The following is a 26,567-nucleotide window of genomic DNA, read 5'->3' as shown; positions in this document are numbered from 1 at the left end:
ATCAGAAGGTGTCCTTCCAAGACCTCAAGGCAGCAAAAACAGCGACATGCGAGGTGTTTGAATGTCCCTTCCATTCGTCTGCTTTTTGTTTAACTAATGTTTCAGAGGTACGTAAGAAGGGGTTGGTCAGACGCTCCAGGCCAATCGTTGATGGCAAGCTGATGCGATTTTCGGCGCGTAAACGGGTAACGTCCTCGAAGCGTTGCTGAACGTGCGTATTGGTCGGCTCTACCGCCTTGGCGAAGCGCAGGTTGCTGAGGGTATATTCGTGGGCGCAATACACTTCGGTCTGCTCTGGCAGTGCCGCCAGGCGGGCGAGGGCGGGCTGCATCTGTTCGGGTGTACCCTCGAACATGCGCCCGCAACCGGCGGCGAACAGTGTGTCGCCACTGAACAGAACGGGGGTTGGCGGCCCGTCGCTGAAGAAGGCAATGTGCCCCAGGGTGTGGCCGGGCACCGCCAGAACCTGGAAGGTCACGCCCAGCACGTCGACCTTGTCGCCTTCGTCCAGGGCCAGGTCGCGGGCGGGAATACGCTCGTTGGCGGGGCCGCAGACTCGCGCGCCGCTCAGTTGCTTCAGCCGTTCCACACCGCCGACGTGGTCGTTGTGGTGGTGGGTGACGAGGATGTCGCTCAGCACCCACTCCGGGTTGGCGGCCAGCCAGCGTTCCACCGGGGCGGCATCACCCGGATCGACCACCGCACAACGGCGTTTGGCAGTATCCTGTAACAACCAGATGTAGTTGTCGGAGAAAGCGGGGAGAGCATCGATCTGTATCATGGTGCGGATCCGATTCGCCTAGCGTGGCACATGAGGGCATCTTAGCCGCGATGGCGCGGTGGGAGAACCTTCGAGGGAGAGCGCAATGACCGACCAAGCCTTTGCCCAGGCCGACCCGGACTGGGTCGAGCTGATCAGCCTGGCCCGTGAGTGGTTCAATGGGCCACTCGGCCAGCTGATGCTCAAGGAGGAAGAAAAACTGCTGAAAGAAGAGCTTGGGCGCTTCTTCGGCGGTTACCTGGTGCACTACGGGCCTTGCGCCGAGCCGCCACCGAGCGCGCCCCAGGTGCAGCGCAACGTGCGCCTCGGCGCGCCGCTGCCTGGGGTGGAGATCGTCTGCGAGGAGCAGGCCTGGCCGCTGAGCGAGCATGCTGCCGACGTGGTCGTGCTGCAGCATGGCCTGGATTTCTGCCTGTCACCCCATGGCCTGCTGCGCGAGGCCGCCAGTGCCGTGCGCCCGGGCGGGCACCTGCTGATTGTCGGCATCAACCCGTGGAGCAGCTGGGGCATGCGCCATTTCTTCAGCCATGGCGCGCTGCGCAAGGCGCGCTGCATCTCGCCGTCGCGGGTGGGCGACTGGCTCAACCTGCTGGGCTTCGCGCTGGAGAAACGCCGCTTCGGGTGCTATCGTCCGCCGCTTGCTTCACCGGCCTGGCAGCAACGCCTGGAGGGCTGGGAACGGCTGGCCGGCGGTTGGCAGGGCTCCGGTGGCGGGGTGTACCTGCTGGTGGCGCGCAAGATGGTGGTAGGGTTGCGGCCACTGCGCCCGGAGCGCCGCGAGCCGATGGGCAAATTGCTGCCGCTGCCACTGGCCAAGGTCAACCGCACGGCGGCCAACCCCGAAACTGACAAGCACTGAATTCAAGAGTGGTACATGAGCGATAGCGTCGAGATGTTTACTGATGGTGCCTGCAAGGGCAACCCAGGCCCTGGTGGCTGGGGCGTCCTGATGATCTACAAGGGCGTCGAGAAGGAACTGTGGGGCGGCGAACGTGAGACCACCAACAACCGCATGGAGCTGATGGCCGCGATTCAGGGCCTGATGTCGCTGAAGCGCGAATGCGAGGTGGTGCTGACCACCGACTCGCAGTACGTGATGAAGGGCATCAACGAGTGGATGGTGAACTGGAAGAAGCGCGGCTGGAAGACGGCGGCCAAGGAGCCGGTGAAGAACGCCGACCTGTGGCAGCAGCTTGATGAGCAGGTCAACCGCCACAAGGTGACCTGGAAGTGGGTGCGCGGCCACATCGGCCACCCCGGCAACGAGCGCGCCGACCAGCTGGCCAACCGTGGGGTCGATGAGGTACGCGCCCAGCGTTGAGCTGGGGTACAATCGCGGCCTTCGTAACTGATGCAAGTTGGAGCGCCCCGCGTGGAGCAGCAGCAAGATAAACGGTTCGTCATTCTCGATACCGAAACCACGGGTATGCCAGTTGGCGAAGGCCACCGGATCATCGAGATCGGCTGTGTCGAGGTCATCGGCCGGCGTCTGACCGGGCGGCACTTCCACGTCTACCTGCAGCCAGACCGCGAGAGTGACGAGGGCGCGATCAACGTCCACGGTATCACCGATGCCTTCCTGGTCGGCAAGCCACGCTTTGGCGATGTCGCCGAGGAGTTCTTCGAATTCATCCAGGGCGCCACGCTGGTCATCCACAACGCGGCGTTCGACGTTGGCTTCATCAACAACGAATTTGCCTTGATTGGCCAGCAGGACCGCGCCGACGTTTCGCAGCACTGCACCATCCTCGATACCCTGCTGCTGGCACGTTCGCGCCATCCGGGGCAGCGCAACAGCCTGGATGCGCTGTGCAAACGCTACGACATCGACAACTCCGGCCGTGAACTGCACGGTGCGCTGCTCGACTCGGAACTGCTGGCAGACGTTTACCTGGCCATGACCGGTGGCCAGACCAGCCTGTCGTTGGCTGGGCATGGCGCAGACGCCGAGGGTGAAGGGAGTGAGGCTGGCGGCAGCGAGATCCGCCGTATTACCGGGCGTACGCCGGGGCGGGTGATCATGGCCAGTGCCGAGGAACTGGAGGCACATGCCGAGCGCCTGGCGGCCATCGCCAAGTCGGCGGGTGGGCCTTCGATGTGGCAGGCCTTGACCGAGACGCCAGCGGGCTGATCGTTCGGCTGCCCCGGTCTGTTCGCGGGCACTGACAACACAGGTTCTACTACCCTGAGAAGGACGCCATGTCCTTCGGAGGTAGCCACCTGATGTACAAGGACCTCAAGTTCCCGATCCTCATCGTCCACCGTGCTATCAAGGCTGACAGTGTCGCCGGGGAGCGCGTGCGGGGCATCGCCGAGGAACTGCGCCAGGACGGTTTCGCCATTCTGGCCGCCGCCGACCACGCCGAAGCGCGCCTGGTTGCCGCCACTCACCACGGCCTGGCCTGCATGCTGATTGCCGCCGAAGGAGTTGGCGAAAACACCCACCTGCTGCAGAACATGGCCGAGCTGATCCGCCTGGCGCGCATGCGCGCGCCCGACTTGCCGATCTTCGCCTTGGGCGAGCAGGTGACCCTGGAAAACGCCCCTGCCGAAGCCATGAGCGAGCTCAACCAGCTGCGTGGCATCCTTTACCTGTTCGAAGACACCGTGCCGTTTCTCGCCCGCCAGGTGGCGCGTGCCGCACACACCTACCTTGACGGTCTGCTGCCACCGTTCTTCAAGGCCCTGGTGCAGCATACCGCGCAGTCCAACTATTCCTGGCATACCCCGGGCCATGGCGGTGGCGTGGCCTATCATAAAAGCCCGGTAGGCCAGGCCTTCCACCAGTTCTTCGGGGAAAACACCCTGCGCTCGGACCTGTCTGTTTCAGTGCCGGAGCTGGGCTCGCTGCTCGACCACACAGGCCCCTTGGCCGAAGCCGAGGCCAGGGCGGCGCGCAACTTCGGTGCCGACCACACCTTCTTCGTCATCAATGGCACCTCCACAGCCAACAAGATTGTCTGGCACGCCATGGTCGGTCGCGACGACCTGGTGTTGGTGGACCGCAACTGCCATAAGTCAGTGGTGCACGCGATCATCATGACCGGCGCCATTCCGCTGTACCTGTGCCCAGAGCGCAACGAGCTGGGCATCATCGGCCCGATCCCGCTCAGCGAGTTCAGCCCCGAGGCAATCGAGGCGAAGATCCAGGCCAACCCCCTTGCCCATGGCCGTGGGCAACGTATCAAGCTGGCGGTAGTGACCAACTCCACCTATGACGGGCTGTGCTACCACGCCGGGATGATCAAGCAGGCCCTGGGTGCCAGCGTGGAAGTACTGCACTTCGACGAGGCCTGGTTCGCTTATGCGGCGTTTCACGGCTTCTTCACCGGGCGCTATGCCATGGGCACTGCCTGCGCAGCCGACAGCCCGCTGGTGTTCAGCACCCATTCCACCCACAAGCTGCTGGCGGCGTTCAGCCAGGCCTCGATGATCCATGTGCAGGACGGGGCCAGGCGGCAGCTGGACCGGGACCGCTTCAACGAAGCGTTCATGATGCATATCTCGACTTCGCCGCAGTACAGCATCCTTGCCTCGCTGGACGTGGCCTCGACCATGATGGAAGGGCAGGCCGGGCATTCGCTGTTGCAAGAAATGTTCGATGAGGCGCTGAGTTTTCGTCGTGCCCTGGCCAACCTGCGCGAGCACATTGCTGCGGATGACTGGTGGTTCAGTATTTGGCAGCCGCCCAGCACTGAAGGCATCCAGCCCTTGGCCGCGCAGGACTGGCTGCTGCAGCCGGGGGCGCAGTGGCATGGCTTTGGTGAGGTGGCGGACGGCTACGTGTTGCTCGACCCTCTGAAGGTGACCCTGGTAATGCCGGGGCTGAGTGCGGGCGGTGTGCTGGGTGAGCATGGCATCCCGGCGGCGGTGGTCAGCAAGTTTCTCTGGGAGCGCGGGCTGGTGGTGGAAAAAACCGGCTTGTACAGCTTCCTGGTGCTGTTTTCCATGGGCATCACCAAGGGCAAGTGGAGCACCTTGCTCACCGAACTGCTGGAGTTCAAGCGCCACTATGACGGCAATACACCGCTGAGCAGTTGCCTGCCGAGTGTGGGGGTTGCCGATGCCTCACGCTACCGGGGCATGGGCCTGCGCGACCTGTGTGAACAGTTGCATGACTGCTACCGTGCCAATGCCACGGCCAAGCAGCTGAAGCGGGTGTTCACGCGTTTGCCGGAGGTGGCCGTGAGCCCCGCTCGGGCTTATGACCAGATGGTACGTGGCGAGGTGGAAGCGGTGCCGATCGAAGCTTTGCTGGGCCGTGTGGCCGCGGTGATGCTGGTGCCGTACCCGCCCGGTATTCCGTTGATCATGCCGGGAGAGCGGTTCACCGAGGCGACCCGCTCGATACTTGACTACTTGGCCTTCGCCCGAGCCTTCAACCAAGGCTTTCCGGGGTTTGTCGCGGATGTTCACGGCCTGCAGAACGAAAATGGCCGCTACACCGTGGATTGCATCATGGAATGCGAGTGATCTCGACGCCGGAGCGCGCCAGTTCGAAACGGTTTTCGCCCAAGTGGTTGACCTTGTCGCCGATGGCAAGGCGGTAGGTGGTGATGGGGGCGCCCAGCGTGCTGCCGTCGAGTTGCAGGGTGGACTCCTGGAACTCGTGCACGGGGTAGATGCGGCCTTCGGCGTCACGGGCGTGGAATTGGCCGACCATTACTGCTGCCATTTGGGTGGAAACCTCTGAATTACGTAGGAAATGTCTAAAGGCATAGACCGTGAAACAGCCTCGGAAGTTTTCGCCCTGCGGAAAAAAAACCAAAGTGCCGAGGAACGGTCATCTATAACTACAACGTCTCTTTACCCCGCAAAGGTTGGAATTGCCATGAGCCAGGTGTATTCGGTAGCAGTCGTCGTTGGTAGCTTGCGCAAGGAGTCCTACAACCGCAAGGTCGCCCGCGCACTTTCAGAGCTGGCGCCGTCCAGCCTTGCCCTGAAAATCGTCGAGATTGGTGATTTGCCGTTGTACAACGAAGATGTCGAGGCCGATGCGCCGCCAGAGGCCTGGAAGCGTTTTCGCGAGGAGATCCGCCGCAGCGATGCGGTGCTGTTCGTCACGCCGGAATACAACCGCTCGGTGCCGGGCTGCCTGAAAAACGCCATCGATGTGGGCTCGCGCCCCTATGGACAAAGCGCCTGGAGTGGCAAGCCGACAGCGGTGGTGAGTGTGTCGCCGGGGGCTATTGGTGGCTTTGGCGCCAACCATGCCGTGCGTCAGTCGCTGGTGTTTCTCGATATGCCTTGCATGCAGATGCCAGAGGCTTATATCGGCGGTGCGGCGAGCCTGTTCGAGGATTCGGGCAAGCTCAACGACAAGACCCGGCCATTCTTGCAGGCGTTTGTCGACAAGTTCGCTTCGTGGGTGAAGTTGAACAGGGCGGTCTGATCCGCAGTCGTTGGGTAGGTGCTTTGCAGGAGCAGCCTTGTGCTGCGAAGAGGCTGCTCCTACATAAAGCGTGCGCGGTGAGTTCTAGCGGAAGCTATAGGAAACCCCGGCGTATACGCCAAACCCTTCGCCCGGCGTCGAGCGGGCGTTGTCCTTGCCGGCGTCGTTGTAGGCCGGCGTCACCGTGGCCGCATAGCGCTTGTTGGTCAGGTTGCGTAAATCCAGCCAGGTCTGCCAGTCCTGCTTAGGTGAGTCCCAGCCCAGCCGCGCGCCGAGCAAGGCATATTCGTCGGCGTGGTAGCTATTGGCATAGTCCACTTGCACCTTCGACGCCATCTGCGTGTTGAGCCCGGCGTAGAAGCCGCTCGGCCAGTCATAGCGCAGCTCGGCCTGGTAGTAGTGCATAGGGATGCCAGGCAGGCGGTTATCACCGAACGTGTCGTCATCACGGTAGTGGAAATCGCTGAACGTGTAGGCCTGGCGCAGGCTCAGTTTGCCGGTACCGGCGCGTTCCCACAGGGTGCTGTCAAGGCCGGCTTCGACGCCTTGGTGCACGGTGTCACTGGCGTTGAATTCCGAGGTGAAGTTCGGCACTACCTCAACGGCCAGCAATTCGTGGCGCACCTGCGAGTAGTACCAGGCCAGGTCCCAGCGGCCAACCGCCGAATCGCCACGGGCGCCCAGCTCCAGGGTGGTGGCGGTCTGGTTCTGCATTTCGATCGGCTGGATCTGCTTGCCGCCTGTGCTGGGGGCGCTCCAGATCAGTGACCACGGGTGCGGCGGTTCTACCGAGCGGCTCAGGTTACCGTACACCTGCAGGTCCGGGCGAATGTCGTAGCGCAGCCCCAGGCGTGGTGCATAGTCCCAGTCATGCATGCTCACCTTGCCGCCTTCGGCGGGGTAGGTCACGTCACTTTCCCGGCGGGTGTAAATCATTGCCAGGCCGGTGGTAAGCCACAGGTTAGGGGCCAGCTCCAGGTCGTTGCCGAGATGCAGTACGGTGTCCGAGCCCTGGTAGGTGAAGTCGCGGGTGCGCTCGCCGAACACATCGCCAATGCGGGTAAATTGTGAGGCGCCGCTGTTGGGCAGGTGCTTGGTGGTGCGCCAGCCAATGGTGGTCTTGCTTTCGTGGCCAAGCAGCGTGTCGCGACGGAAATAGTTCAGCGTGCCGCTGACATCGGTGTAGGCGACCTTCAGGCGCATCGGGCCTTCACGCAGGTCCATCGGGTAATCGTGATATACCAGGCCGGCTTCCAGGCGCGCATCGTCGTCGAGGTAGAAGGTGGTCTTGTTGCCCACCCAGGTGCTGCCTGGCTGCGGGCGGCTGTCGTCGCGGGCCAGATAGGCCGGGTTGGCCGCGCGCGGGTGGTGCTTGATCTGGTCTTTGGTCAGGCGCCCGGCCAGTTCGTTTTCGGTTTCCCGGTAACGCAGGTAGAAGCGGGTTTCCAGGTTCGGGTTGAAGCGGTAACCGACATTGGCGGCAACACCCTTGGCGCTGCCGCTGCTGTGCGTCTGGTAGCCGTCGTATTCCGAATCGGTCAGGGCCACGTAGTAGTCGAGGTTGCCCAGCACTTGGCCCGAGCTGATGTGCCGGTGCTGGTAACCACGGCTGCCAACCTCATAGCGTACTTGCAGCGGTGCGGCGTCGTAGCCAGTGTGCGTGACATAGTTGATCGCGCCACCCAAGGCCAGGGAGCCTTGGTCGAAGCCATTGGCGCCGCGCAACACCTCGGCTCGGCTGAGCCATAGCGGCTCGAACAGCTCGTAAGGGGTGCCGCCCGGGCCGGTCAGCGGCAGGCCGTCGAACATTGTGTACACCCCAGAGCCGTGCGCACCCGGCGCACGGTTGATGCCCGAGCCGCGGATCGACAGCTTGATGCCGTCGTTGCCTGCCGATTGGGCGAACACCCCAGGCTGGTAGGCCAGCACGTCCTGGTTGCTGGCCACTCGGCCTTGCCCCACGCGCTGCATGTCCACCAGGTTGCTGGCCCCCGGTATTTCACGCAGGCGCTCGCTGGCTGCCGTCAGCTCGTTCTGCTCCTCGTCGGTGATCAGGACCTGGCCCAATTCGACCGAAGACGCCCCCAGGGCGGGCTGGCTGGCGGCCAAGGCAGCCAGCAGACCGAGGCAGGGCGAGAGGGGTAAATCGGCACGCATTGTACGACTCCAGGCGAAAGGCGAATGGACAACGGCGTTGAGACGAGCGAAATGCGGCTTGGAGCACGAGGAAGTAAGCAAATCTTTTGTAACCATCGTCAGACGGTTTTGTACGAAAGTTCTTTACAAACCACGCAAGTGGAAGCGGATGGCCTGCGCTTCGTAAGGTGACTGCAGATCGGCAGCGATGCCTTGTTCAATCACCTGTGGAGTTCATACATGACTGACAACGCTCGATACTCGCAGCAACCCCCGGCGGACGCCCCGGTGCGTCTGACGCCTCGTGAACGGCAGGTCCTGTTGTGGTGTGCCTACGGCAAGAGTTCGTGGGAGATCGGCCGGATTCTTGACTGCAAGGAGTCGACGGTGAACTTCCACGTGTCCAACATCCTGCGCAAATTCGATGTGCCTACCCGCGTGGTAGCGGTGATCAAAGCCATTCGCTACGGCTTGCTGGCCGAGCAATGAGGGGGACGCATGACCAACGATCTGCGGTTACCGCGCTTTGCCGATTGCCATGACCCTTTCTGGCCACGGGTAGACCTGGACAGGTTGCGTGAGCGCCTGCAATTGCAGCGGTCTGTCAGTGAAGCTGTGCTGGAACTTGCCGCGCGCTGCGCCGCCATCGACGCAGCACGTGAATTCGCCCGTTGGCGGGCAGTATTACGAGACCGGGGTTACAAGCGCCTCGAGGATGTGGCCGGGCACGAGCATGGGCGCGCGTTACGGGTGTGCTACATCCGTTTTGTCGAGGCTGCTGTCATGCATAGCCTAGGTTCTACAGCCTACCTGCCAGTGTCGCGCCGAGGGCTTGCCCATGCCTGAGCAATTTGTTTTCGACCAATTGCCCGCGGCAATGGTGGCGTTGCTGGGTGTGGATGGCTATGTACTGTTCGCCGCGCTACTGGGGGCTTTGCTGGTGAGTGCCGCGCGCGACCGCTTGATCACCAACATGACCAAGCGCCTGAAACTGGGCAAGAAACTGTTGCTGGTCTTCGTGACCGTGGGAGTGGGCCACTTGTTCGAACCGCTGGTTTCGTCATTGGTGCCTTTGCTGACCCGGGGGATGGCTGGATTCGTCGCGGCAGTGGTGGTGATTCCCATCAGCCTCAAAGTCATGGTCCTGGTGGATACGCTGGACCCGCGAGAACTGCTGCAGCGTTGGCGTCGTCGGAGTTAACCATTGGCCACTGCACCAAGCGCATTCAGTTGCTGTTCCAGTTGCTGGATACGCTGCTTGTCCTTGACGAACAACAAGATGGCTTGACGATCGCAGGGCGATAACGTGCGCAGCCGTTCAAGCATATCGCACTCCCAGCCTGCGTCATCCGGGCCGGCGGTGTTGTGCTCGGCCTGGCCTAGCAATAGCCAGTCCAGTGAACACGCATGCTGCCGGGCAATTTCTATGCAAAGTGAGTATGGGACGCTGTCGCGAACCTTCCAACTGCTCAGTGTCTGTGGGCTGATGGACAGCGCGCGTGACAGCTCGGCATCTGTCTGGGCGCCAGTGAGAAGCTTAAGGCGCGTGAGCACCGCAGCAAGTACGTGAGTACTCATAACAAATATCCATGACTGGTTTATTAATATTCCATGGGCTTAAACTACTCGTTATGAATACAGCCCTGCGTTTTAAGGAGCATTCCTGAAATGAGACACATCGAGTTAAAGAATACACTAGCAGTTGCAGTCAATTCTGACAGAAAGGTTGGCCTGAGCAATGCTAGTAGGTACTTGCCGTGAGTACTTACAAATTGGTTTGCCCGCACTGCCACAGCCGGATGCGCATACGTACAAGTGAAGGGCGCCATATTTTCCTGCGAATTGCTTATTTGCAATGCACCACCGAAGTGTGTGGCTGGTCAGTGCGCGCCGAATTCGAAATGACCCATGAACTCTCCCCTAGCGGTATGCCCAACCCGGAAGTGTACCTGCCTTCGGCCAATGGTGATTTGCGCAAAGCCGCCCTGCCGGGCGCGGGCCAGGGCAGCCCGATTGATTAGGCACTCTTGGGTGCAGGCAGTAGAACGTGCAGATAAAAAAACACCCCGCCTAGGCGGGGTGTTTTGTTTTACCGAGGCTGCCGGGGCGATCAGCCGATCAGTTGCAGGCCCGCTTGCTGAACCAGTTCCAGCAGTGGCTGCGGGTATACGCCCAGCACGAAAGCAAGAATGGCGATGGCCAGCAGCATGACGCCGCCGGTGCGCTGTTCCCACTTCAGTGGGGCGTCGTGGCGACGCAGGTTTGGCTCGACCAGGTACAGGGTCACCATGACACGCAGGTAGTAGTAAACGCCGATGGCGCTACCGATCACCAGCGCACCGACCAGCCACCACAGGTGCGACTCGACGCCGGTGGCGATGATGTAGAACTTGCCGATGAAACCAGCGGTCAGCGGGATGCCCGCCAGCGACAGCATCATCACGGTCAGTACCGCGGTCAGGTACGGACGGCGCCAGAACAGGCCGCGGTACTCGTACAGTGCATCGGCGTCACGGCCGCCGTAGGGCGAGGACATCAGGGTGATGACACCGAAGGCGCCCAGGCTGGTGATCACGTAGGTGACCAGGTACACGCCCATGGCTTCCAGGGCCAGGCCCTTGCTGGCGACCAGCGCGATGATCAGGTAACCGAAGTGGGCGATGGACGAGTAACCCAGCAGACGCTTGAGGTTGCTCTGGGTCAGCGCCAGCAGGTTACCAATCAGGATCGAGGCCACGGCGATCACCGCCAGCACGGTGCTCAACACGCCGCTGCTGGCAGCAGGGGAGAGCATGAACAGGCGCACGACCACGGCGAATACTGCCACCTTGCTGGCGGTTGCCAGGAACGCGGCGACAGGTGCCGGGGCGCCTTCGTATACGTCCGGGGTCCACAGGTGGAACGGTACCAGCGACAGCTTGAAGGCCAGGCCGACCAGCATCATGCCCAGGCCCAGCTGGGCCACCAGGCTTGGCATGCTGGTGGTAGCCAGGGCCTTGCCGATCTGGTCGAAGCTGAGGCTGCCGGCGTCGGCGTACAGCAGGGCCATGCCGAACAGCAGGAACGCCGAGCCTGCGGCCGACAGCACCATGTACTTGATGCCGGCTTCCAGCGAGCGTTTGTTGAAGAACGCATAGGCCACCAGGCCATAGACCGGTACCGACAGCAGCTCCAGGCCAATGAACAGGCCGGCCAGGTGGTTGGCGCTGACCAGCACCAGGCCACCGAGGGCCGACATCAGCAGCAGCAGGTACAGTTCTTCACGGTTGCCCGGGAAACCTTTGGAGCCTTCGCCGAGGTAGGCGTGAGCGAGGGTGACGCAGGCCAGCGTGGCGACCAGGATGATCGCCATGTACAAGCAGGCGAACTTGTCGATGGTGATCAGCGGGGTGACCGCCAGCGGCGCAACCTTCAGCGCCGGCAGGATCGACAGCAGGGCCAGGTTCAGGCCCACGGTGGACAGCAGGAAGGTCTGCGAGTGGTTGCGCTTCCAGGCGATCGCCAGCATCACCACCACCGTGGTGATGGTGGTGATCAGCATCGGCGCCAATGCGATGAAGTGTTGAGTGGTGAATTCCATAGCGCTCTTACCGGGCCGAAGCGAGTTGAGTGAAAGCGGAACCGAGCCACTGCTGCACACCACTCATGGTGGCGGCAGAGGTGTCGAGGAACGGCTGCGGATACACGCCCAGCAGGATCAGCAATACCGCCAGACCCAGGACCATGATCAGTTCGCGACCGTCCATGCCGGCCAGCACGGTATCGCTCTTGGCCGGGCCGAAGTAGGCGCGGTGGATCATGATCAGCGAGTACACCGAACCGAACACCAAACCTGTGGTGGCAATCACGGTGATCCACGGTACATGCACGAAGCTGCCGATCAGGATCAGGAACTCGCCGACGAAGTTACCGGTGCCAGGCAGGCCCAGCGATGCGGCGGCGAAGAACAGGCTGATAGCCGGCAGGTAAGCGATGCGGTGCCACAGGCCGCCCATTTGACGCATGTCACGGGTGTGCAGGCGCTCGTACAGCTGGCCGGACAGGATGAACAGCGCGGCAGCCGACAGGCCGTGGGCCAGCATCTGGATCACCGCGCCTTGCAGGGCCTGCTGGCTGCCGGAGTAGATGCCGATCAGCACGAAGCCCATGTGCGAGACGCTGGAGAACGCGATCAGGCGCTTGATGTCGGTTTGTGCGAAGGCCAGGAAAGCACCGTAGAAGATACCGATCAGGCCCAGGGTCATGGCGATGGGCGCAAACTCGGCCGAGGCATTCGGGAACAGCGGCAGGGCGAAGCGCAGCAGGCCGTAGGCCGCAGTCTTCAGCAAGATACCCGCCAGGTCCACGGAACCTGCGGTCGGTGCCTGGGCGTGAGCATCAGGCAGCCAGGAGTGGAACGGCACGACCGGCAGCTTCACCGCGAAGGCAATGAAGAAGCCCAGCATCAGCACGTACTCGACGCCGGCTGGCAGCTCGGCCTTCAGCAGGTCGCTGTAGTTGAACGTGAGCACGCCGGTGGTGTTGTAGTTGACCAGCACCAGGCCCAGGATCGCCACCAGCATGATCAGGCCGCTGGCCTGGGTGAAGATGAAGAACTTGGTCGCCGCGTAGATCCGGGTTTTCTTGCCGTCTGCCGAGCTGTGACCCCAGAGCGCGATGAGGAAGTACATCGGCACCAGCATCATTTCCCAGAAGAAGAAGAACAGGAACAGGTCCAGGGCCAGGAACACACCGACCACGCCGCCGAGGATCCACATCAGGTTGAGGTGGAAGAAGCCGACGTGGCGCTGGATCTCTTTCCAGGAACACAGTACCGACAGCACACCGAGCAGGCCGGTGAGCAGGATCATCAGCAGCGACAGGCCGTCGAGGGCCAAGTGGATGCTGATACCGAAGCGCTTGATCCACTCGACTTTGTATTCGAGTGCCCAGGCAGGTTCGGCGCCCGGAGCAGGGGCCAGGGTGTAGTCGCCGGTGCCCCACAGCCACAGGCCGATGCCAAGCAGCAGGGACATGGTCAGCAGCGCGATCCAGCGCGGCAGGGTGGCGCCGAAGCGCTCACCCAGCCAGCACAGGAAGCCGCCGATGAAGGGGATCAGGATCAGCCAAGGCAAAATCATGACGGGTTGGTTTCCTTTGGCAAAGTCGCAAGATTCAGAGTCATACCGCAGCCACTACCACGGCACCGAGCACCAGCACGGCACCCACGGCGATAGAGGCGGTGTACCAGCGCAGTTGGCCAGTCTCGGTCTTGCTCATGGCGACGTGGCCGCCACGCGCCATCCGAGGAATCAGGCCGATGGTGCGGTCAACCGGGTCCTTGCGCAGGATGTGGCTGATCAGCAGGTACGGTTTGACGAAAAGCTTGTCGTAGATCCAGTCGAAGCCCCAGGCGGCGAACCACCAGGCCGACAGGACACGACCGATGCCGCTGTTGGCAACTGCGCTGACAAAGGTGCGCTTGCCCAGGAACAGCAGGGCCGACAGCAGGATACCGGCGATGGCGATGGCACCGGAGGTGATCTCCAGCGCATGCTTGGCTTCGCCACCGGCGTGGCCGGCGCTTTCAGGCAGCACGCCTGCCAGCGGCGGGTGAATCCAGGCGCCAACGGCGGTCGACAGCACGATCAGCACGCCCAGTGGCAGCCAGTGGCTGATGCCGTGGCCGGCGTGGGCTTCGGTCTTGGCTTCGCCGTGGAAGGCGATGAAGATCAGGCGGAAGGTGTACAGCGAGGTCATGAACGCGCCCACCAGGCCGGCGTACAGCAGGCCGGTGTTGCCGCTGGCGAAGGCTTCCCAGAGGATCTCGTCCTTGGAGTAGAAGCCCACGGTCACGATCGGCAGGGCAGCCAGGGCTGCGCCACCGACCACGAAGCTGGCGTAGGCCAGTGGCAGTTTCTTCCACAGGCCGCCCATCTTGAAGATGTTCTGCTCGTGGTGGCAGGCAACGATCACCGCACCGGAGGCTAGGAACAGCAGGGCCTTGAAGAAGGCGTGGGTCATCAGGTGGAAGATCGCCGCGTCCCAGGCACCTACGCCCAGGGCCAGGAACATGTAGCCGATCTGGCTCATGGTCGAGTAGGCGAGGATACGCTTGATGTCGGTTTGCACCAGCGCGGCGAAGCCGGCCAGTACCAGGGTCACGCCACCGACCACGCCTACCAGGTGCAGGATGTCCGGCGCCAGCAGGAACAGGCCGTTGGTACGGGCGATCAGGTAGACGCCCGCGGTCACCATGGTCGCGGCGTGGATCAGTGCCGAAACCGGGGTCGGGCCCGCCATCGCGTCGGCCAGCCAGGTCTGCAGTGGCAGCTGGGCCGATTTACCGACCGCGCCGCCCAGCAGCATCAGGGTTGCCAGCACCATCCAGGTGTCGCCAGCCTGGAACTTCTGCGGTGCCAGCACCAGCAGTTCCTGCACGTTCAGGGTACCCAGCTGGGCGAACAGGATGAACAGGCCGATGGCCATGAACACGTCGCCGATACGGGTGACGATGAAGGCCTTGAGTGCCGCGTTACCGTTGTTGCGGTTGCTGTAGTAGAAACCGATCAACAGGTACGAGCACAGGCCCACGCCTTCCCAGCCGAAGTAGATGAACAGCAGGTTATCGCCCAGGATCAGGAACAGCATGCTGGCGATGAACAGGTTGGTGTACGAGAAGAAGCGCGAGTAACCGGCTTCGCCACGCATGTACCAGGAGGCGAACAGGTGGATCAGGAAGCCCACACCGGTGACCACACCCAGCATGGTGACCGACAGGCCATCCACATACAGGGTGAAGTTCGGCGCGAAGCCGTCCACCGACATCCACTGCCACAGCAGCTGGCTGTACGCACCGCCTTCAGGCGGGGCGACGTTGAACTGCCAGATGACATAGGCGGCTGTGGCGGCCGACAGGCCGACCGAACCGACGCCGATCAGGGCGGACAGGTTCTCCGAGAACCGCCCGCGCGAGAACGACAGCAGCAGGAAGCCGACGAGGGGGAAGACGAAAGTCAGGAAGATAAGGTTCATCCGCGCATCTCACTGGCAGCATCGATGTCGAGAGTGTGGAAGCGGCGATACAGCTGCAGCAGGATGGCCAGGCCAATACTGGCCTCGGCGGCTGCCAGGCTGATCACCAGAATGAACATCACCTGGCCGTCGGGCTGGACCCAACGGGCACCGGCGACGACGAACGCCAGGGCAGAGGCGTTCATCATGACTTCCAGGCTCATGAGCACGAAGAGGATGTTGCGGCGGACCATCAGGCCAACCAGACCTAAGCAGAACAGGATACCGGCGACCGCCAGACCATGCTCGAGAGGGATAGCACCCATGATTTACTCCTTCGCCTCGTTGCGGCCCAGGTGGAAGGCGGTGACGGCTGCAGCCAGCAGCAGCATCGAAGCCAGTTCGACCACCAGCAGGTACGGGCCGAACAGGCTGATGCCCACTTCTTTCGGGCCCACGGTGGTGCCACTGATGCCAGCGCCGCTCGGGGTGACGAACAGCACGTACAGCAGCTCTGCCAGCAGCAGGGTGCCCAGGATTACCGGCCCTGCCCAGATACCGGGCTTGAGCCAGCCGCGTTCCTGGGCGACCGAAGCCGGCCCGAGGTTGAGCATCATCACGACGAACACGAACAGCACCATGATGGCGCCGGCGTAGGCGATCACTTCCAGGGCGCCGGCGAACGGCGCACCCAGGGAGAAGAAGATCATGGCCACGGAAATCAGCGAAATGATCAGGTAAAGCAAGGCGTGCACGGGGTTGGTGCCGGTAACCACCCGAAGGGTGGAGACCACGGCGATCCCGGATGCGAAGTAGAAAGCGAATTCCATCTTTCTGTCCTTATGGGAGCAAGCTCTTCACGTTGATCGGCTCGGCTTCGTTCTGTGCAGAGCCCTTCGGCTTGCCAGCGATCGCCATACCCGCAACACGGTAGAAGTTGTAGTCAGGGTTCTTGCCGGGGCCGGAGATCAGCAGATCTTCTTTCTCGTACACCAGGTCCTGACGCTTGAACTCGGCCATTTCGAAATCCGGGGTCAGCTGGATCGCGGTGGTCGGGCACGCTTCTTCACACAGGCCGCAGAAAATGCAACGCGAGAAGTTGATGCGGAAGAACTCCGGGTACCAGCGGCCGTCCTCGGTCTCGGCCTTCTGCAGCGAAATGCAGCCAACCGGGCAGGCCACCGCGCAGAGGTTGCACGCTACGCAGCGCTCCTCGCCATCGGGGTCGCGGGTAAGGACGATGCGGCCGCGGTAGCGCGGCGGCAGGTACACGGGCTCTTCGGGGTACTGCAGGGTGTCGCGCTTGCGAAACCCGTGGGAGAACACCATGGCCAGGCTGCGCAGCTGTGTGCCGGTGCCCTTAACGATGTCGCCGATATACTTGAACATGGGTCAAATCCTCACTGGGCCGCGACGGCTGGCGTGTTGTAGAGCACGATCGCAGCGGTCACCAGCAAATTGATCAGGGTCAGCGGCAGGCAGAACTTCCAGCTGAAGTCCATCACCTGGTCATAGCGCGGGCGCGGGATCGAGGCGCGCAGCAGGATGAACAGCATGATGAAGAACGCGGTCTTCAAGGCGAACCACAGGAACGGCACTTGCGGCAGAATGCCGAACGGGCCGTGCCAGCCGCCGAAGAACAGGGTTACCAGCAGCGCCGAGATGAGGATGATGCCGATGTACTCACCGACGAAGAACATGCCCCATTTCATGCCGGCATACTCGATGTGGTAGCCGTCGGCCAGTTCCTGTTCTGCTTCTGGCTGGTCGAACGGGTGACGGTGAGTCACGGCGACGCCAGCGATGAAGAAGGTGCAGAAGCCGAAGAACTGCGGAATGATGAACCACAGGTTCTGCGCCTGGTACTCGACGATGTCGCGCATGTTGAAGGAGCCTACCTGTACCACCACGCCCATCAGCGCCAGGCCCAGGAACACTTCGTACGACACGGTCTGTGCCGAAGCACGCAAGCTGCCCAGCAGGGCGTACTTGTTGTTCGACGACCAGCCAGCGAACAGTACCGCGTAGACCGACAGGCCGGCCATGGCGAAGAAGAACAGCAGGCCGATGTTCAGGTCGGCAACGCCCCAGCCCGGTGTGATCGGGATGATCGAGAAGCCGATCAGCAGGGCGCTCATGGCCACGACCGGCGCCAGGGTGAAGATCATCTTGTCGACGAAGGGCGGGTTCCAGTCTTCCTTAAAGAACATCTTCAGCATGTCGGCGGCGATCTGGAACATGCCGAACGGGCCGACACGGTTCGGACCGTAGCGGTCCTGCCACCAGCCCAGCAGACGGCGCTCGACGAAGCTGAGCAGGGCGCCGCAGACCACCACGGCCAGCAGCACCACGATAGCCTTGACGACCTGGATGATCACATCGATCACTTCGGGGGTGAACCAGCTCATTGTGCTGCCTCCTGCAGGCCTTCGACGGATGCACCGAAGATGGCAGGCGGGATGCCGGCCAGGCCTTTCGGCAACGCGACCAGGCCAGCGCCCAGCTCTTCATTGATACGCAGCGGCAGGCGCAGGGCCACACCGGCCACGTTCAGGCTCAGCATCGCGCCGTCGTTGACACCCAGGCGGTCGGCTTCGGACTTGGCCAGGGCCACGTAGGCAGCCGGGATGCGCTGTTGCACCGGGGCTGCGCGCGACGAGCTTTCTTCGCTGCCGAACAGGTGGAAGAACGGCACGGCAGTCCAGGTGCCACGGGCCGGGTTGAAAGCACCCGGAATGGCGTTGAACCAGTTCAGACGGTCGCCTTGCGATTCGATCAGGCGCACACCTGGGTCACCGGCGCGCAGGTGGCCACCGACTTCGTCCTGGAACTTGTTCCAGGCTTGCGGCGAGTTCCAGCCCGGCGACCAGGCGAACGGCACCTGCTGGCGCGGTTCGGCCGAGCCCGAGTAGCCTTCCATGGAGAAGGCGAACGCGGTGTCCTTGTCTTGCGGGGTACGTGGCTCGTGCACGCTGATGTTGGCGCGCATGGCGGTACGACCGGAGTAGCGCAGCGGCTCACGGGCCAGTTTCATGCCCTTGATGCGGAATGCGGCGCTTGGTGCGGCGTTGACGATGCCGGCCAGTTGCGGGGCGGCTTCGGCGCAGGCGCTGGTAACGTGGTCCAGCTGGGTCCAGTCGACCGGCTTGTTCAGCAGGGTGGCACGCAGGGCGTGCATCCAGCGCCAGCCTTCGTGGATCTGGATGCTGCTGTCCAGGTACTGCGGGTCGAACACCTGGAAGAAGCGCTGGGCACGGCCTTCCTGGCTGACCAGGGTGCCGTCGCCTTCGGCGAACGAGGCGGCCGGCAGCACCAGGTGGGCGCGGTCGACAGTGGCGGTTTTGGAGTGGTCGGCAACGATCACCACCTTGGCGGCAGCCAGGGCTGCATCAACCTTGGCGGCCGGTACGCGGGCGTACAGGTCGTTTTCCAGCACGACGATGGCGTCGGCCTTGCCGCTGATGACCGCATCCAGGGCAGCATCGACGGACTCGCCACCAAGCATGGCCAGGCCGATGCTGTTGGCCTCAGGCACCACCAGGCTCAGCGAGCCGTTTTTCTCGCGCAGTTTCAGGGCCTTGGCGATGTTGGCGGCGGCTTCGATCAGCGCCGGGTCGGCCAGGGAAGTACCGGCAACCACCAGTGGGCGCTTGGCGGCCACCAGGGCGTCGGCGATGCGCTGGGCCAGGGCCTTGGCTTCGTCGTCCAGGCCGGCGACTGCCGGTGCGCTCGGGTCGATGGCGTGGGCCACGGCGAAACCGATGCGGGCGAGGTCGGCCGGGGCTGCGTGTACGCACTCTTCGGCGACGTCGTCGAGCTTGGTTTCAGCCAGGGAGGCGATGAACAGCGGGTACAGTGCGTGCTGGCCGATGTTCTTGACCGCAGCGTCGAGCCAAGGCTGGACCTTCATGGCTTCGGCCATGGCCTCGGCCTTGCCTTTGGTGGCCTGGCGCACGGCCAGGGCAACGCGGGCAGCGGTCTGGGTCAGGTCTTCACCGAGCACGAACACCGCGTCGTGGTCTTCGATGTCGCGCAGGGTCGGCACTGGCAGCGGGCTGTTGTTCAGCACGTTCAGGGCCAGGCGTACGCGTGCCAGTTCGCCAGCTTCCATGCCGGAGTAGAAATACTCGGCGCCGACCAGCTCACGCAGGCCGTAGTTGCTTTCGAGGCTGGCGCGTGGCGAGCCGATACCAACGATGGTGCGGCCGCGCAGCAGGTCGGCGGCTTTGTCCAGGGCGGCGTCCAGGCCCAGCTTGGTGCCATCGGCCAGGTGTGGCTGGCGTGGGCGGTCCTTGCGGTTGACATAGCCGTAGCCGAAGCGGCCACGGTCGCACAGGAAGTACTGGTTGACCGAGCCGTTGAAGCGGTTTTCGATACGGCGCAGCTCGCCGTAGCGTTCACCCGGGCTGATGTTGCAGCCGCTGGAGCAGCCATGGCAGATGCTTGGGGCGAACTGCATGTCCCACTTGCGGTTGTAGCGCTCGGAGTGGGTCTTGTCGGTGAACACGCCGGTTGGGCAGACCTCGGTCAGGTTGCCGGAGAATTCGCTTTCCAGCACGCCGTCTTCGACGCGGCCGAAGTACACGTTGTCGTGGGCACCGTATACGCCCAGGTCGGTGCCACCGGCGTAGTCCTTGTAGTAGCGCACGCAGCGGTAGCAGGCGATGCAGCGGTTCATCTCATGGGCGATGAACGGGCCGAGGTCCTGGTTCTGGTGGGTACGCTTGGTGAAACGGTAGCGGCGCTCGTTGTGGCCGGTCATTACCGTCATGTCCTGCAGGTGGCAGTGACCGCCTTCCTCGCACACTGGGCAGTCGTGCGGGTGGTTGGTCATCAGCCATTCGACGACGCTGGCGCGAAACGCCTTGGATTCTTCGTCTTCGATGGAGATCCAGGTGCCGTCGGAAGCAGGGGTCATGCAGGACATGACGATACGACCACGGGTGTCGTTCTCGTCGGTGTACTGCTTGACCGCGCACTGCCGGCAGGCGCCAACGCTACCGAGCGCCGGGTGCCAGCAGAAATAAGGGATGTCGAGGCCTAGCGACAGACATGCCTGTAACAGGTTGTCTGCACCGTTGACTTCGAGCGCTTTGCCGTCTACGTGGATAGTGGCCATTGTTCAAAGTTCTTCGTTGGCCCGCGTGAGCGGGCGTGGCTAATGGAAATCGGTGAGCTTGCGACACGCCGCGAATGAATCGGGCCTGCCGGCAAGCTGGCGAGTGGCACGGACCACCCGCCTAATCATCTTGTTATGCGCCGACCACGATCGGCTTGGCCAGGTTAGGGCGCAGGGTGTCACCAGCGGAGGCTGGCGCGACACCGGCTTCGAACTCGGACCGGAAGTATTTGATGGCACTGCCCAGCGGCTCGACGGCACCTGGTGCGTGAGCACAGAAGGTACGGCCAGGGCCGAGGAAGTTGACCAGCCCCAGCAGTGTCTCGATGTCTTCGGCGCGGCCCTGACCTTTCTCCAGCGCACGCAGCATCTTCACGCTCCACGGCAGGCCGTCACGGCAGGGTGTGCACCAGCCGCACGACTCACGGGCGAAGAACTCTTCCATGTTGCGCAGCAGCGAAACCATGTTGATGCTGTCGTCCACCGCCATGGCCAAGCCAGTACCCATACGGGTGCCGACCTTGGCGATGCCGCCGGCGTACATTTGTGCGTCGAGGTGCTCGGGCAGCAGGAAACCAGTACCGGCGCCGCCTGGCTGCCAGCACTTGAGCTTGAAGCCGTCGCGCATGCCGCCGGCGTAGTCTTCGAACAACTCGCGAGCGGTGACGCCGAATGGCAATTCCCACAGGCCTGGGTTCTTCACCTTGCCGGAGAAGCCCATCAGCTTGGTACCGTGGTCTTCGCTGCCTTCACGGGCCAGCGACTTGTACCAGTCGTTGCCATTGGCGACGATGGCCGGCACGTTGCACAGGGTTTCGACGTTGTTCACGCACGTCGGCTTGCCCCATACGCCCACGGCGGCAGGGAAGGGCGGCTTGGAACGCGGGTTGGCGCGGCGGCCTTCCAGCGAGTTGATCAGCGCGGTTTCTTCACCGCAGATGTAGCGGCCGGCACCGGTGTGCACGAACAGCTCGAAATCGAAACCAGAGCCCAGGATGTTCTTGCCCAAGAGGCCTGCGGCCTTGGCTTCATCGATGGCACGGTTGAGGTTTTTCGCTGCGGTGGTGTATTCGCCACGCAGGAAGATGTAGCCACGGTAGGCCTTCAGGGCGCGGGCGCTGATCAGCATGCCCTCGACCAGCAGATGGGGCTGTTGCTCCATCAGCATGCGGTCCTTCCAGGTGTTGGGCTCCATTTCGTCCGCGTTGCACAGCAGGTAGCGGATGTTCATGGATTCGTCTTTGGGCATCAGGCCCCACTTCACACCCGTGGGGAAGCCTGCGCCACCACGGCCCTTGAGGCCGGAGTCCTTGACCGCTTGCACGATATCGTCCTGCGACATCTGCGCCAGCGCCTTGCGGGCTGCGGCGTAGCCGTTTTTCGATTCGTACTCGGCCAGCCATACTGGCTCGCCATCGTCACGCAGGCGCCAGGTCAGCGGATGAGTTTCGGCCGAACGCGCGATGCGGTTGGCCGGGCCGAAGGAAGTGATGGTCATACGTAACCCTCCAGCAGTTTGGTGACGCCAGCGGGCTGCACGTCGCCAAAGGTGTCATCGTCGATCATCAGCGCCGGGGCCTTGTCGCAGTTGCCCAGGCAGCACACTGGCAGCAGGGTGAAGCGGCCGTCGGCGGTAGTCTGGCCGAGGCCGATGCCCAGCTCGCTCTGGATCTGGCTGACGACCGACTCGTGGCCGCCGATGTAGCAGACCATGCTGTCGCACACGCGGATGATGTGGCGGCCGACCGGCTGGCGGAAGATCTGGCTGTAGAAGGTGGCCACGCCCTCGACGTCGCTGGCCGGGATGCCCAGCACTTCGCCGATGGCGTGGATGGCGCCGTCCGGCACCCAGCCACGTTCCTTCTGGACGATCTTCAGGGCTTCGATGGACGCCGCGCGCGGGTCCTCGTAGTGATGCATCTCGTGCTCGATGGCCGAGCGCTCTGTTTCGCTCAGGGCGAAACGGTCTGTCTGGATAAGCGTGCTGTTCATGCTTAGCGGTCCACGTCAGCCATAACGAAGTCGATACTGCCCAGGTACGCAATGAGGTCGGCGACCATGCTGCCTTTGATCACCGAAGGGATCTGCTGCAGGTGCGGGTAGCTCGGGGTACGGATCCGGGTGCGGTAGCTCATGGTGCCGCCATCGCTCGTCAGGTAGTAACTGTTGATGCCCTTGGTCGCCTCGATCATCTGGAACGACTCGTTGGCCGGCATGACCGGGCCCCACGAGACTTGCAGGAAGTGCGTGATCAAGGTTTCGATGTGCTGCAGGGTGCGCTCTTTCGGCGGCGGCGTGGTCAGCGGGTGATCCGCCTTGTACGGGCCTTCCGGCATGTTGCGCAGGCACTGGTCGATGATGCGGATACTCTGGCGCATCTCCTCGACACGGACCATGCAGCGATCGTAGGCATCGCCGTTGTGGGCCAGCGGTACTTCGAACTCGAAGTTCTCGTAGCCGGAGTACGGGCGGGCTTTACGCAGGTCGAAGTCGCAACCGGTGGAGCGCAGGCCGGCACCGGTGGTGCCCCATTCCAGCGCTTCTTTGGTGTTGTACGCGGCAACGCCAATGGTACGGCCCTTGAGGATGCTGTTCTGCAGGGCAGCCTTGGTGTATTCGTCGAGGCGCTTGGGCAGCCATTCGACGAAGTCCTTGACCAGCTTGTCCCAGCCGCGTGGCAGGTCGTGGGCGACGCCACCGATGCGGTACCAGGCCGGGTGCAGGCGGAAACCGGTGATCGCTTCGATCACGGTGTAGGCGCGCTGGCGGTCGGTGAAGGTGAAGAACACCGGGGTCATGGCGCCCACGTCCTGGATATAGGTACCCAGGAACAGCAGGTGGCTGGTGATGCGGAAGAACTCGGCGAGCATGATGCGAATCACGTCGACTTTTTGCGGCACTTTGATGCCGGCGAGTTTTTCCACTGCCAGTACGTACGGCAGGTTGTTCATCACCCCGCCGAGGTAGTCGATGCGGTCGGTGTAGGGGATGAAACTGTGCCAGGACTGGCGCTCGGCCATTTTCTCGGCGCCACGGTGGTGGTAGCCGATGTCCGGTACGCAGTCGACGATCTCTTCACCGTCCAGCTGCAGGACGATACGGAACGCACCGTGCGCCGAGGGGTGGTTGGGGCCGAGGTTGAGGAACATGTAGTCCTCGTTGGCGCCCTGACGCTTCATGCCCCAGGCTTCCGGGTTGAAACGCGCCGATTCCTCTTCAAGCTGCTGCTTGGCCAGGGTCAGGCTGTAGGGGTCGAACTCGGTGGCGCGGGCTGGGTAGTCCTTGCGCAGCGGGTGACCTTCCCAGGTCGGCGGCATCATGATGCGGCTGAGGTGCGGGTGGCCGGCAAAGTCGATGCCGAACATGTCCCACACTTCGCGCTCGTACCAGTTGGCGTTTGGCCAGATACCGGTCACGGTCGGCAGGTTCAGGTCGCCTTCGCTGAGCGACACCTTGATCATCACGTCGCTGTTACGCTCGACCGACAACAGGTGGTAGAACACGCTGAAGTCGGCGGCCGGCAGGCCACGGCGCTGGGTGCGCAGGCGTTCGTCCACGCCGTGCAGGTCGTACAGCATGCTGTAAGGCTTGGCGACACCGCGCAGGAAGCTGAGCACCTCTTTGAGCTGGGCGCGTTTGACCCACAGCACGGGCATGCCGGTGCGGGTTTCCTGGGCGACGAATGCTTCGGCGCCAAAACGGTTGTTCAGTTCGACGACCACATCTTGGTCGTCAGCCTTGTAGGGCGGAATGAAAATAGCGTTGTCCGCTGTCATGGTCTCGGTCGCTTTGGGTCAACGTTAAGAATGAAGCCAGGCCGCCGGCTCCCTCGGGAGCGGGCGGCAGGTCGCTGGATCAGACTTCGTCGGGGCTGCGCAGGTTGGTTACTGCAATGCGCTGCTCACGACGCAGGTCTTTCTGGGCTGGCATCTCGGCACGGTAAATACCTTGATCACCAACAACCCAGGAAAGCGGGCGTCGTTCTTGGCCGATCGACTCCTGCAACAGCATCAAGCCTTGCAGGAAAGCCTCAGGGCGTGGCGGGCAGCCAGGCACATAGACGTCCACGGGGAGGAACTTGTCGACCCCCTGAACGACCGAGTAGATGTCGTACATGCCGCCGGAGTTGGCGCACGAACCCATGGAGATGACCCACTTCGGCTCGAGCATCTGCTCATACAGGCGCTGAATGATCGGCGCCATTTTGACGAAGCAGGTACCGGCGATGACCATGAAGTCGGCCTGACGCGGCGAGGCCCGGATGACTTCGGCGCCGAAGCGGGCGATGTCGTGGGGTGCCGTGAAGGCCGTGGTCATTTCCACGTAGCAGCAGGACAGGCCGAAGTTGTACGGCCAGAGGGAGTTCTTGCGACCCCAGTTGACCGCGCCACGCAGCACATCTTCGAGTTTCCCCATGTAGATGTTCTTGTGGACCTGGTCCTCCAGCAGTTGGTCGGTGACGGTTTCCCGTTCACCTACCGGGTACTGCTCGTTAGGCGCATCCGGATCGATTCTGGTGAGATTGTATTGCATTGCCAAAGCCTCATTGTTTCAGCTTCGCTTGCCGCTTGCGGCGACCTTCGGGAGCCCAATCAAGAGCACCGACGCGCCATAGGTAGACAAGACCTGCCAACAGAATTGCTATGAAAACGAGAGCTTCGACGAACCCGGTCCAGCCGCTTTCGCGGACGGACACAGACCATGCAAAGAGAAAGAGGGCTTCGATATCGAAGATCACGAACAGCATCGCGACCAGATAGAATTTGGCGGACAGGCGCAGGCGGGCGCTGCCGACGGGCAGCATGCCGGATTCGAAGGGTTCGTTCTTGGCGCGGCCCCAGGCCTTGCTACCGAGCAGGCTGGACAGGCCGAGCATGAAGGCACACAGGCCGACGACACCCAGGAGGAAGATGGCAAAGCCCCAGTTGTGGGCGATGAGTCCTGCCGAATCGGACATGCTAGAGATCCTTATACAGAGACCCAGCTCTGCAGTCTGAAATAAGTAAAGCGGCGACGTGGTGTCGCAGGTGCAGTGACCAAATGTCGCAGCTGAATCAATCGCGCTGATTTTATGGGTAAACCCGGTGCAAGTAAAATTTCTGTCGCAAATTTATTCGTAGGATTAAGAACAAAACACGCGTGTAACTGGCTGAAAGCCTTGATATTCGGGCATTGCGTGCGCTTTTGTTAATTATGTTTCTTGCGACTGGTAACGAATTACAAGTTTCGTAATGATAATTAATATCATTTGGCCTGATGCCTTTTAATTTGGCTGTACTGTGCCTTGTAAAGTTCATCTGGCAGTTCCCTCTACTTGCAAATGCGAAAGCCTCCTGTTCTAGCAGCTGCTGGCGTCGTGCGCACCGCTCTGGGTCAATACTTTATCGTTTGAGCGATGACTGGCTGATGAAGCAATCGCCCACTGACCGAGCCAGTAGGTGAGGATGATCAGGTAGGGCGCGGCGGCGAACGGGCTGACGAAGCGGTCGATGCCGATCAGGCTGTCGGAGAGCACGAACAGGCAGGCCCCCAGCGCGGCCATTCCACCACATGCCAAGGCGCGCCAAAGCATGGCGCTGATGGCTATCGCGTATAGTGCGACCGGGATCAGCAGCGGGCCAAGGCCATGGGCGGCCAGTACGCCCAGTAACGTGATGCCAATGATGGCGCTGAATGCGAGTGCGGGCAGGGCGGGGCGCAAGGTAATGCCGCAATAGGCGCGTAGATAGGCAAGGTGGGCGCAAAGGAAGGCGGCCAGGCCGAAAACGAACAGGTCCGCAGGGGTGGCCAGCAGGATATCGCCGAGCACCGAGAAGCCCAGGCCGATAGAGATCCACCTGGCATAAGGTGAGGGTGGTGCGCCGCGCAGCCAGGCAATAAGTGCCAAGACGGGAATGGGCTTGGCCAGAAGGGCGAGCAGCGTATTGTCGCTGGCCAGTGCATATATATAGAGGGCCGCGGCGGTCAGGGCGAGAATCATCAGGTGGCTTGGACGAGGCATGGGGCGGTCCTTGCTACTGTGCTGCCCCAAGCATAGACCTGATCCTGGGTTTTGCCGTTCTCGGATGTTTGTCGCTCCTACTGGAGGCGCGCAGGCAAAAAAAGAAAGGCCCGAGGCTTTCACAAGTCTCGGGCCTTTCTTCAGT

27 protein-coding genes are annotated in these 26,567 nt (G+C 62.4%); 9 read left to right on the top strand and 18 right to left on the bottom strand.

What is annotated here, in order from left to right; all coding sequences use genetic code 11:
- Position 1 precedes the first annotated feature (1 nt).
- Complete coding sequence (gene gloB / locus ACNQP3_RS19385; RefSeq protein WP_264316343.1) at positions 2–781, bottom strand: hydroxyacylglutathione hydrolase; 780 nt, start codon at positions 779–781, stop codon at positions 2–4.
- 85 nt (positions 782–866) lie between these two features.
- Here gloB and ACNQP3_RS19380 point away from each other — a divergent pair, with 85 nt between their 5' ends.
- From ACNQP3_RS19380 to ACNQP3_RS19365, 4 genes are all read left to right on the top strand, one after another.
- Positions 867–1,640, top strand: coding sequence for a class I SAM-dependent methyltransferase (locus tag ACNQP3_RS19380; RefSeq protein WP_012273310.1), 774 nt, complete (start codon positions 867–869; stop codon positions 1,638–1,640).
- Positions 1,641–1,655: 15 nt separating this feature from the next.
- The gene (rnhA, locus tag ACNQP3_RS19375) at positions 1,656–2,102 is read left to right on the top strand and encodes a ribonuclease HI (RefSeq protein WP_003251460.1); all 447 of its coding nucleotides are present in this window, start codon (positions 1,656–1,658) and stop codon (positions 2,100–2,102) included.
- Positions 2,103–2,153: 51 nt separating this feature from the next.
- Positions 2,154–2,912 carry a DNA polymerase III subunit epsilon gene (gene dnaQ, locus ACNQP3_RS19370; protein WP_012273309.1) on the top strand — a complete coding sequence of 253 codons (759 nt, stop codon included), beginning with the start codon at positions 2,154–2,156 and terminating at the stop codon, positions 2,910–2,912.
- A gap of 92 nt (positions 2,913–3,004) precedes the next feature.
- The gene (locus ACNQP3_RS19365) at positions 3,005–5,254 is read left to right on the top strand and encodes an Orn/Lys/Arg decarboxylase N-terminal domain-containing protein (RefSeq protein WP_071984573.1); all 2,250 of its coding nucleotides are present in this window, start codon (positions 3,005–3,007) and stop codon (positions 5,252–5,254) included.
- Here the strand turns inward: ACNQP3_RS19365 and ACNQP3_RS19360 are convergent.
- Positions 5,238–5,456, bottom strand: a complete 219-nt coding sequence (locus ACNQP3_RS19360; RefSeq protein WP_010954911.1) for a hypothetical protein — start codon at positions 5,454–5,456, stop codon at positions 5,238–5,240. The genes ACNQP3_RS19365 and ACNQP3_RS19360 overlap by 17 nt on opposite strands.
- A 156-nt stretch (positions 5,457–5,612) precedes the next feature.
- Between ACNQP3_RS19360 and chrR the strand changes: the two genes are divergently transcribed.
- The gene (gene chrR / locus ACNQP3_RS19355) at positions 5,613–6,173 is read left to right on the top strand and encodes a class I chromate reductase ChrR (RefSeq protein ID WP_012273307.1); all 561 of its coding nucleotides are present in this window, start codon (positions 5,613–5,615) and stop codon (positions 6,171–6,173) included.
- An 84-nt stretch (positions 6,174–6,257) separates the two neighbouring features.
- On the opposite strand, the gene ACNQP3_RS19350 is transcribed toward chrR, so the two are convergent.
- Positions 6,258–8,330 (bottom strand): TonB-dependent receptor family protein, encoded by a 2,073-nt coding sequence (locus ACNQP3_RS19350; RefSeq protein ID WP_264316342.1) that lies wholly within the window; start codon positions 8,328–8,330, stop codon positions 6,258–6,260.
- A gap of 219 nt (positions 8,331–8,549) precedes the next feature.
- On the opposite strand from ACNQP3_RS19350, the gene ACNQP3_RS19345 reads away from it, so the two are divergent.
- From ACNQP3_RS19345 to ACNQP3_RS19335, 3 genes are read left to right on the top strand one after another with little or no spacing between them, the layout of a single operon-like run.
- Positions 8,550–8,798 (top strand): LuxR family transcriptional regulator, encoded by a 249-nt coding sequence (locus ACNQP3_RS19345; protein WP_012273306.1) that lies wholly within the window; start codon positions 8,550–8,552, stop codon positions 8,796–8,798.
- A gap of 9 nt (positions 8,799–8,807) precedes the next feature.
- Positions 8,808–9,155 (top strand): head completion/stabilization protein, encoded by a 348-nt coding sequence (locus ACNQP3_RS19340; RefSeq protein ID WP_060514460.1) that lies wholly within the window; start codon positions 8,808–8,810, stop codon positions 9,153–9,155.
- Complete coding sequence (locus tag ACNQP3_RS19335) at positions 9,148–9,510, top strand: hypothetical protein (RefSeq protein ID WP_060514459.1); 363 nt, start codon at positions 9,148–9,150, stop codon at positions 9,508–9,510. The genes ACNQP3_RS19340 and ACNQP3_RS19335 overlap by 8 nt, the downstream gene beginning before the upstream one ends.
- Here the strand turns inward: ACNQP3_RS19335 and ACNQP3_RS19330 are convergent.
- The gene (locus ACNQP3_RS19330; RefSeq protein ID WP_012273303.1) at positions 9,507–9,887 is read right to left on the bottom strand and encodes a helix-turn-helix domain-containing protein; all 381 of its coding nucleotides are present in this window, start codon (positions 9,885–9,887) and stop codon (positions 9,507–9,509) included. The genes ACNQP3_RS19335 and ACNQP3_RS19330 overlap by 4 nt on opposite strands.
- A gap of 179 nt (positions 9,888–10,066) precedes the next feature.
- Between ACNQP3_RS19330 and ACNQP3_RS19325 the strand changes: the two genes are divergently transcribed.
- The gene (locus ACNQP3_RS19325; RefSeq protein WP_264316341.1) at positions 10,067–10,330 is read left to right on the top strand and encodes an ogr/Delta-like zinc finger family protein; all 264 of its coding nucleotides are present in this window, start codon (positions 10,067–10,069) and stop codon (positions 10,328–10,330) included.
- An 89-nt stretch (positions 10,331–10,419) separates the two neighbouring features.
- Here the strand turns inward: ACNQP3_RS19325 and nuoN are convergent, their stop codons facing one another.
- The 14 genes from nuoN to ACNQP3_RS19255 form a co-directional block, all read right to left on the bottom strand.
- A complete protein-coding gene (nuoN, locus tag ACNQP3_RS19320; protein WP_264316340.1) occupies positions 10,420–11,889 on the bottom strand; it encodes an NADH-quinone oxidoreductase subunit NuoN in 1,470 nt (489 codons plus the stop codon).
- A gap of 7 nt (positions 11,890–11,896) precedes the next feature.
- A complete protein-coding gene (gene nuoM, locus ACNQP3_RS19315) occupies positions 11,897–13,429 on the bottom strand; it encodes an NADH-quinone oxidoreductase subunit M (RefSeq protein WP_012273300.1) in 1,533 nt (510 codons plus the stop codon).
- A 40-nt stretch (positions 13,430–13,469) separates the two neighbouring features.
- On the bottom strand, positions 13,470–15,323 hold the full coding sequence (gene nuoL, locus ACNQP3_RS19310; RefSeq protein WP_264316339.1) for an NADH-quinone oxidoreductase subunit L: 1,854 nt from the start codon (positions 15,321–15,323) through the stop codon (positions 13,470–13,472).
- Complete coding sequence (nuoK, locus tag ACNQP3_RS19305; RefSeq protein ID WP_003251446.1) at positions 15,320–15,628, bottom strand: NADH-quinone oxidoreductase subunit NuoK; 309 nt, start codon at positions 15,626–15,628, stop codon at positions 15,320–15,322. Before nuoK ends, nuoL begins: the two co-directional genes overlap by 4 nt.
- A 3-nt stretch (positions 15,629–15,631) precedes the next feature.
- The gene (nuoJ, locus tag ACNQP3_RS19300) at positions 15,632–16,132 is read right to left on the bottom strand and encodes an NADH-quinone oxidoreductase subunit J (RefSeq protein ID WP_012273298.1); all 501 of its coding nucleotides are present in this window, start codon (positions 16,130–16,132) and stop codon (positions 15,632–15,634) included.
- A gap of 10 nt (positions 16,133–16,142) precedes the next feature.
- Entirely contained in the window at positions 16,143–16,691 is a 549-nt protein-coding gene (nuoI, locus tag ACNQP3_RS19295) for an NADH-quinone oxidoreductase subunit NuoI (protein WP_003251442.1), read from the bottom strand.
- A gap of 11 nt (positions 16,692–16,702) precedes the next feature.
- Entirely contained in the window at positions 16,703–17,710 is a 1,008-nt protein-coding gene (gene nuoH, locus ACNQP3_RS19290; protein WP_012273297.1) for an NADH-quinone oxidoreductase subunit NuoH, read from the bottom strand.
- The gene (gene nuoG, locus ACNQP3_RS19285; RefSeq protein WP_069942305.1) at positions 17,707–20,421 is read right to left on the bottom strand and encodes an NADH-quinone oxidoreductase subunit NuoG; all 2,715 of its coding nucleotides are present in this window, start codon (positions 20,419–20,421) and stop codon (positions 17,707–17,709) included. Before nuoG ends, nuoH begins: the two co-directional genes overlap by 4 nt.
- A gap of 133 nt (positions 20,422–20,554) precedes the next feature.
- Entirely contained in the window at positions 20,555–21,919 is a 1,365-nt protein-coding gene (gene nuoF / locus ACNQP3_RS19280) for an NADH-quinone oxidoreductase subunit NuoF (protein ID WP_012273295.1), read from the bottom strand.
- Positions 21,916–22,413: an NADH-quinone oxidoreductase subunit NuoE gene (gene nuoE / locus ACNQP3_RS19275; protein WP_012273294.1), complete on the bottom strand. Its 498-nt coding sequence runs from the start codon at positions 22,411–22,413 to the stop codon at positions 21,916–21,918. The genes nuoF and nuoE overlap by 4 nt, the downstream gene beginning before the upstream one ends.
- A gap of 2 nt (positions 22,414–22,415) precedes the next feature.
- Entirely contained in the window at positions 22,416–24,197 is a 1,782-nt protein-coding gene (nuoC, locus tag ACNQP3_RS19270) for an NADH-quinone oxidoreductase subunit C/D (protein ID WP_012273293.1), read from the bottom strand.
- A 79-nt stretch (positions 24,198–24,276) separates the two neighbouring features.
- Positions 24,277–24,954 (bottom strand): NuoB/complex I 20 kDa subunit family protein, encoded by a 678-nt coding sequence (locus tag ACNQP3_RS19265; protein ID WP_008096180.1) that lies wholly within the window; start codon positions 24,952–24,954, stop codon positions 24,277–24,279.
- Positions 24,955–24,964: 10 nt separating this feature from the next.
- Positions 24,965–25,378 carry an NADH-quinone oxidoreductase subunit A gene (locus ACNQP3_RS19260; protein WP_003251427.1) on the bottom strand — a complete coding sequence of 138 codons (414 nt, stop codon included), beginning with the start codon at positions 25,376–25,378 and terminating at the stop codon, positions 24,965–24,967.
- 381 nt (positions 25,379–25,759) lie between these two features.
- Positions 25,760–26,422, bottom strand: coding sequence for a lysoplasmalogenase (locus ACNQP3_RS19255; protein ID WP_264316338.1), 663 nt, complete (start codon positions 26,420–26,422; stop codon positions 25,760–25,762).
- Positions 26,423–26,567: the final 145 nt, after the last annotated feature.

This window comes from Pseudomonas sp. LFS074, from assembly GCF_047978165.1.
Lineage (GTDB): Bacteria > Pseudomonadota > Gammaproteobacteria > Pseudomonadales > Pseudomonadaceae > Aquipseudomonas > Aquipseudomonas putida_P.
This window is presented reverse-complemented; position numbering and strand designations above follow the sequence as displayed.

Bases quoted from the DNA above. Each gene is read 5' to 3' on its own strand.
- ACNQP3_RS19255 (WP_264316338.1), bottom strand. From the start codon at position 26,422: ATGCCTCGTCCAAGCCACCTGATGATTCTCGCCCTGACCGCCGCGGCC.
- nuoN (WP_264316340.1), bottom strand. From the start codon at position 11,889: ATGGAATTCACCACTCAACACTTCATCGCATTGGCGCCGATGCTGATC.
- ACNQP3_RS19380 (WP_012273310.1), top strand. From the start codon at position 867: ATGACCGACCAAGCCTTTGCCCAGGCCGACCCGGACTGGGTCGAGCTG.
- gloB (WP_264316343.1), bottom strand. From the start codon at position 781: ATGATACAGATCGATGCTCTCCCCGCTTTCTCCGACAACTACATCTGG.
- ACNQP3_RS19365 (WP_071984573.1), top strand. From the start codon at position 3,005: ATGTACAAGGACCTCAAGTTCCCGATCCTCATCGTCCACCGTGCTATC.
- nuoC (WP_012273293.1), bottom strand. From the start codon at position 24,197: ATGACAGCGGACAACGCTATTTTCATTCCGCCCTACAAGGCTGACGAC.
- ACNQP3_RS19335 (WP_060514459.1), top strand. From the start codon at position 9,148: ATGCCTGAGCAATTTGTTTTCGACCAATTGCCCGCGGCAATGGTGGCG.
- nuoH (WP_012273297.1), bottom strand. From the start codon at position 17,710: ATGAGCTGGTTCACCCCCGAAGTGATCGATGTGATCATCCAGGTCGTC.
- ACNQP3_RS19345 (WP_012273306.1), top strand. From the start codon at position 8,550: ATGACTGACAACGCTCGATACTCGCAGCAACCCCCGGCGGACGCCCCG.
- nuoK (WP_003251446.1), bottom strand. From the start codon at position 15,628: ATGGGTGCTATCCCTCTCGAGCATGGTCTGGCGGTCGCCGGTATCCTG.
- nuoM (WP_012273300.1), bottom strand. From the start codon at position 13,429: ATGATTTTGCCTTGGCTGATCCTGATCCCCTTCATCGGCGGCTTCCTG.
- chrR (WP_012273307.1), top strand. From the start codon at position 5,613: ATGAGCCAGGTGTATTCGGTAGCAGTCGTCGTTGGTAGCTTGCGCAAG.
- ACNQP3_RS19340 (WP_060514460.1), top strand. From the start codon at position 8,808: ATGACCAACGATCTGCGGTTACCGCGCTTTGCCGATTGCCATGACCCT.
- ACNQP3_RS19265 (WP_008096180.1), bottom strand. From the start codon at position 24,954: ATGCAATACAATCTCACCAGAATCGATCCGGATGCGCCTAACGAGCAG.
- nuoF (WP_012273295.1), bottom strand. From the start codon at position 21,919: ATGACCATCACTTCCTTCGGCCCGGCCAACCGCATCGCGCGTTCGGCC.
- ACNQP3_RS19260 (WP_003251427.1), bottom strand. From the start codon at position 25,378: ATGTCCGATTCGGCAGGACTCATCGCCCACAACTGGGGCTTTGCCATC.
- nuoG (WP_069942305.1), bottom strand. From the start codon at position 20,421: ATGGCCACTATCCACGTAGACGGCAAAGCGCTCGAAGTCAACGGTGCA.
- nuoJ (WP_012273298.1), bottom strand. From the start codon at position 16,132: ATGGAATTCGCTTTCTACTTCGCATCCGGGATCGCCGTGGTCTCCACC.
- ACNQP3_RS19350 (WP_264316342.1), bottom strand. From the start codon at position 8,330: ATGCGTGCCGATTTACCCCTCTCGCCCTGCCTCGGTCTGCTGGCTGCC.
- nuoI (WP_003251442.1), bottom strand. From the start codon at position 16,691: ATGTTCAAGTATATCGGCGACATCGTTAAGGGCACCGGCACACAGCTG.
- ACNQP3_RS19330 (WP_012273303.1), bottom strand. From the start codon at position 9,887: ATGAGTACTCACGTACTTGCTGCGGTGCTCACGCGCCTTAAGCTTCTC.
- rnhA (WP_003251460.1), top strand. From the start codon at position 1,656: ATGAGCGATAGCGTCGAGATGTTTACTGATGGTGCCTGCAAGGGCAAC.
- nuoL (WP_264316339.1), bottom strand. From the start codon at position 15,323: ATGAACCTTATCTTCCTGACTTTCGTCTTCCCCCTCGTCGGCTTCCTG.
- ACNQP3_RS19360 (WP_010954911.1), bottom strand. From the start codon at position 5,456: ATGGCAGCAGTAATGGTCGGCCAATTCCACGCCCGTGACGCCGAAGGC.
- nuoE (WP_012273294.1), bottom strand. From the start codon at position 22,413: ATGAACAGCACGCTTATCCAGACAGACCGTTTCGCCCTGAGCGAAACA.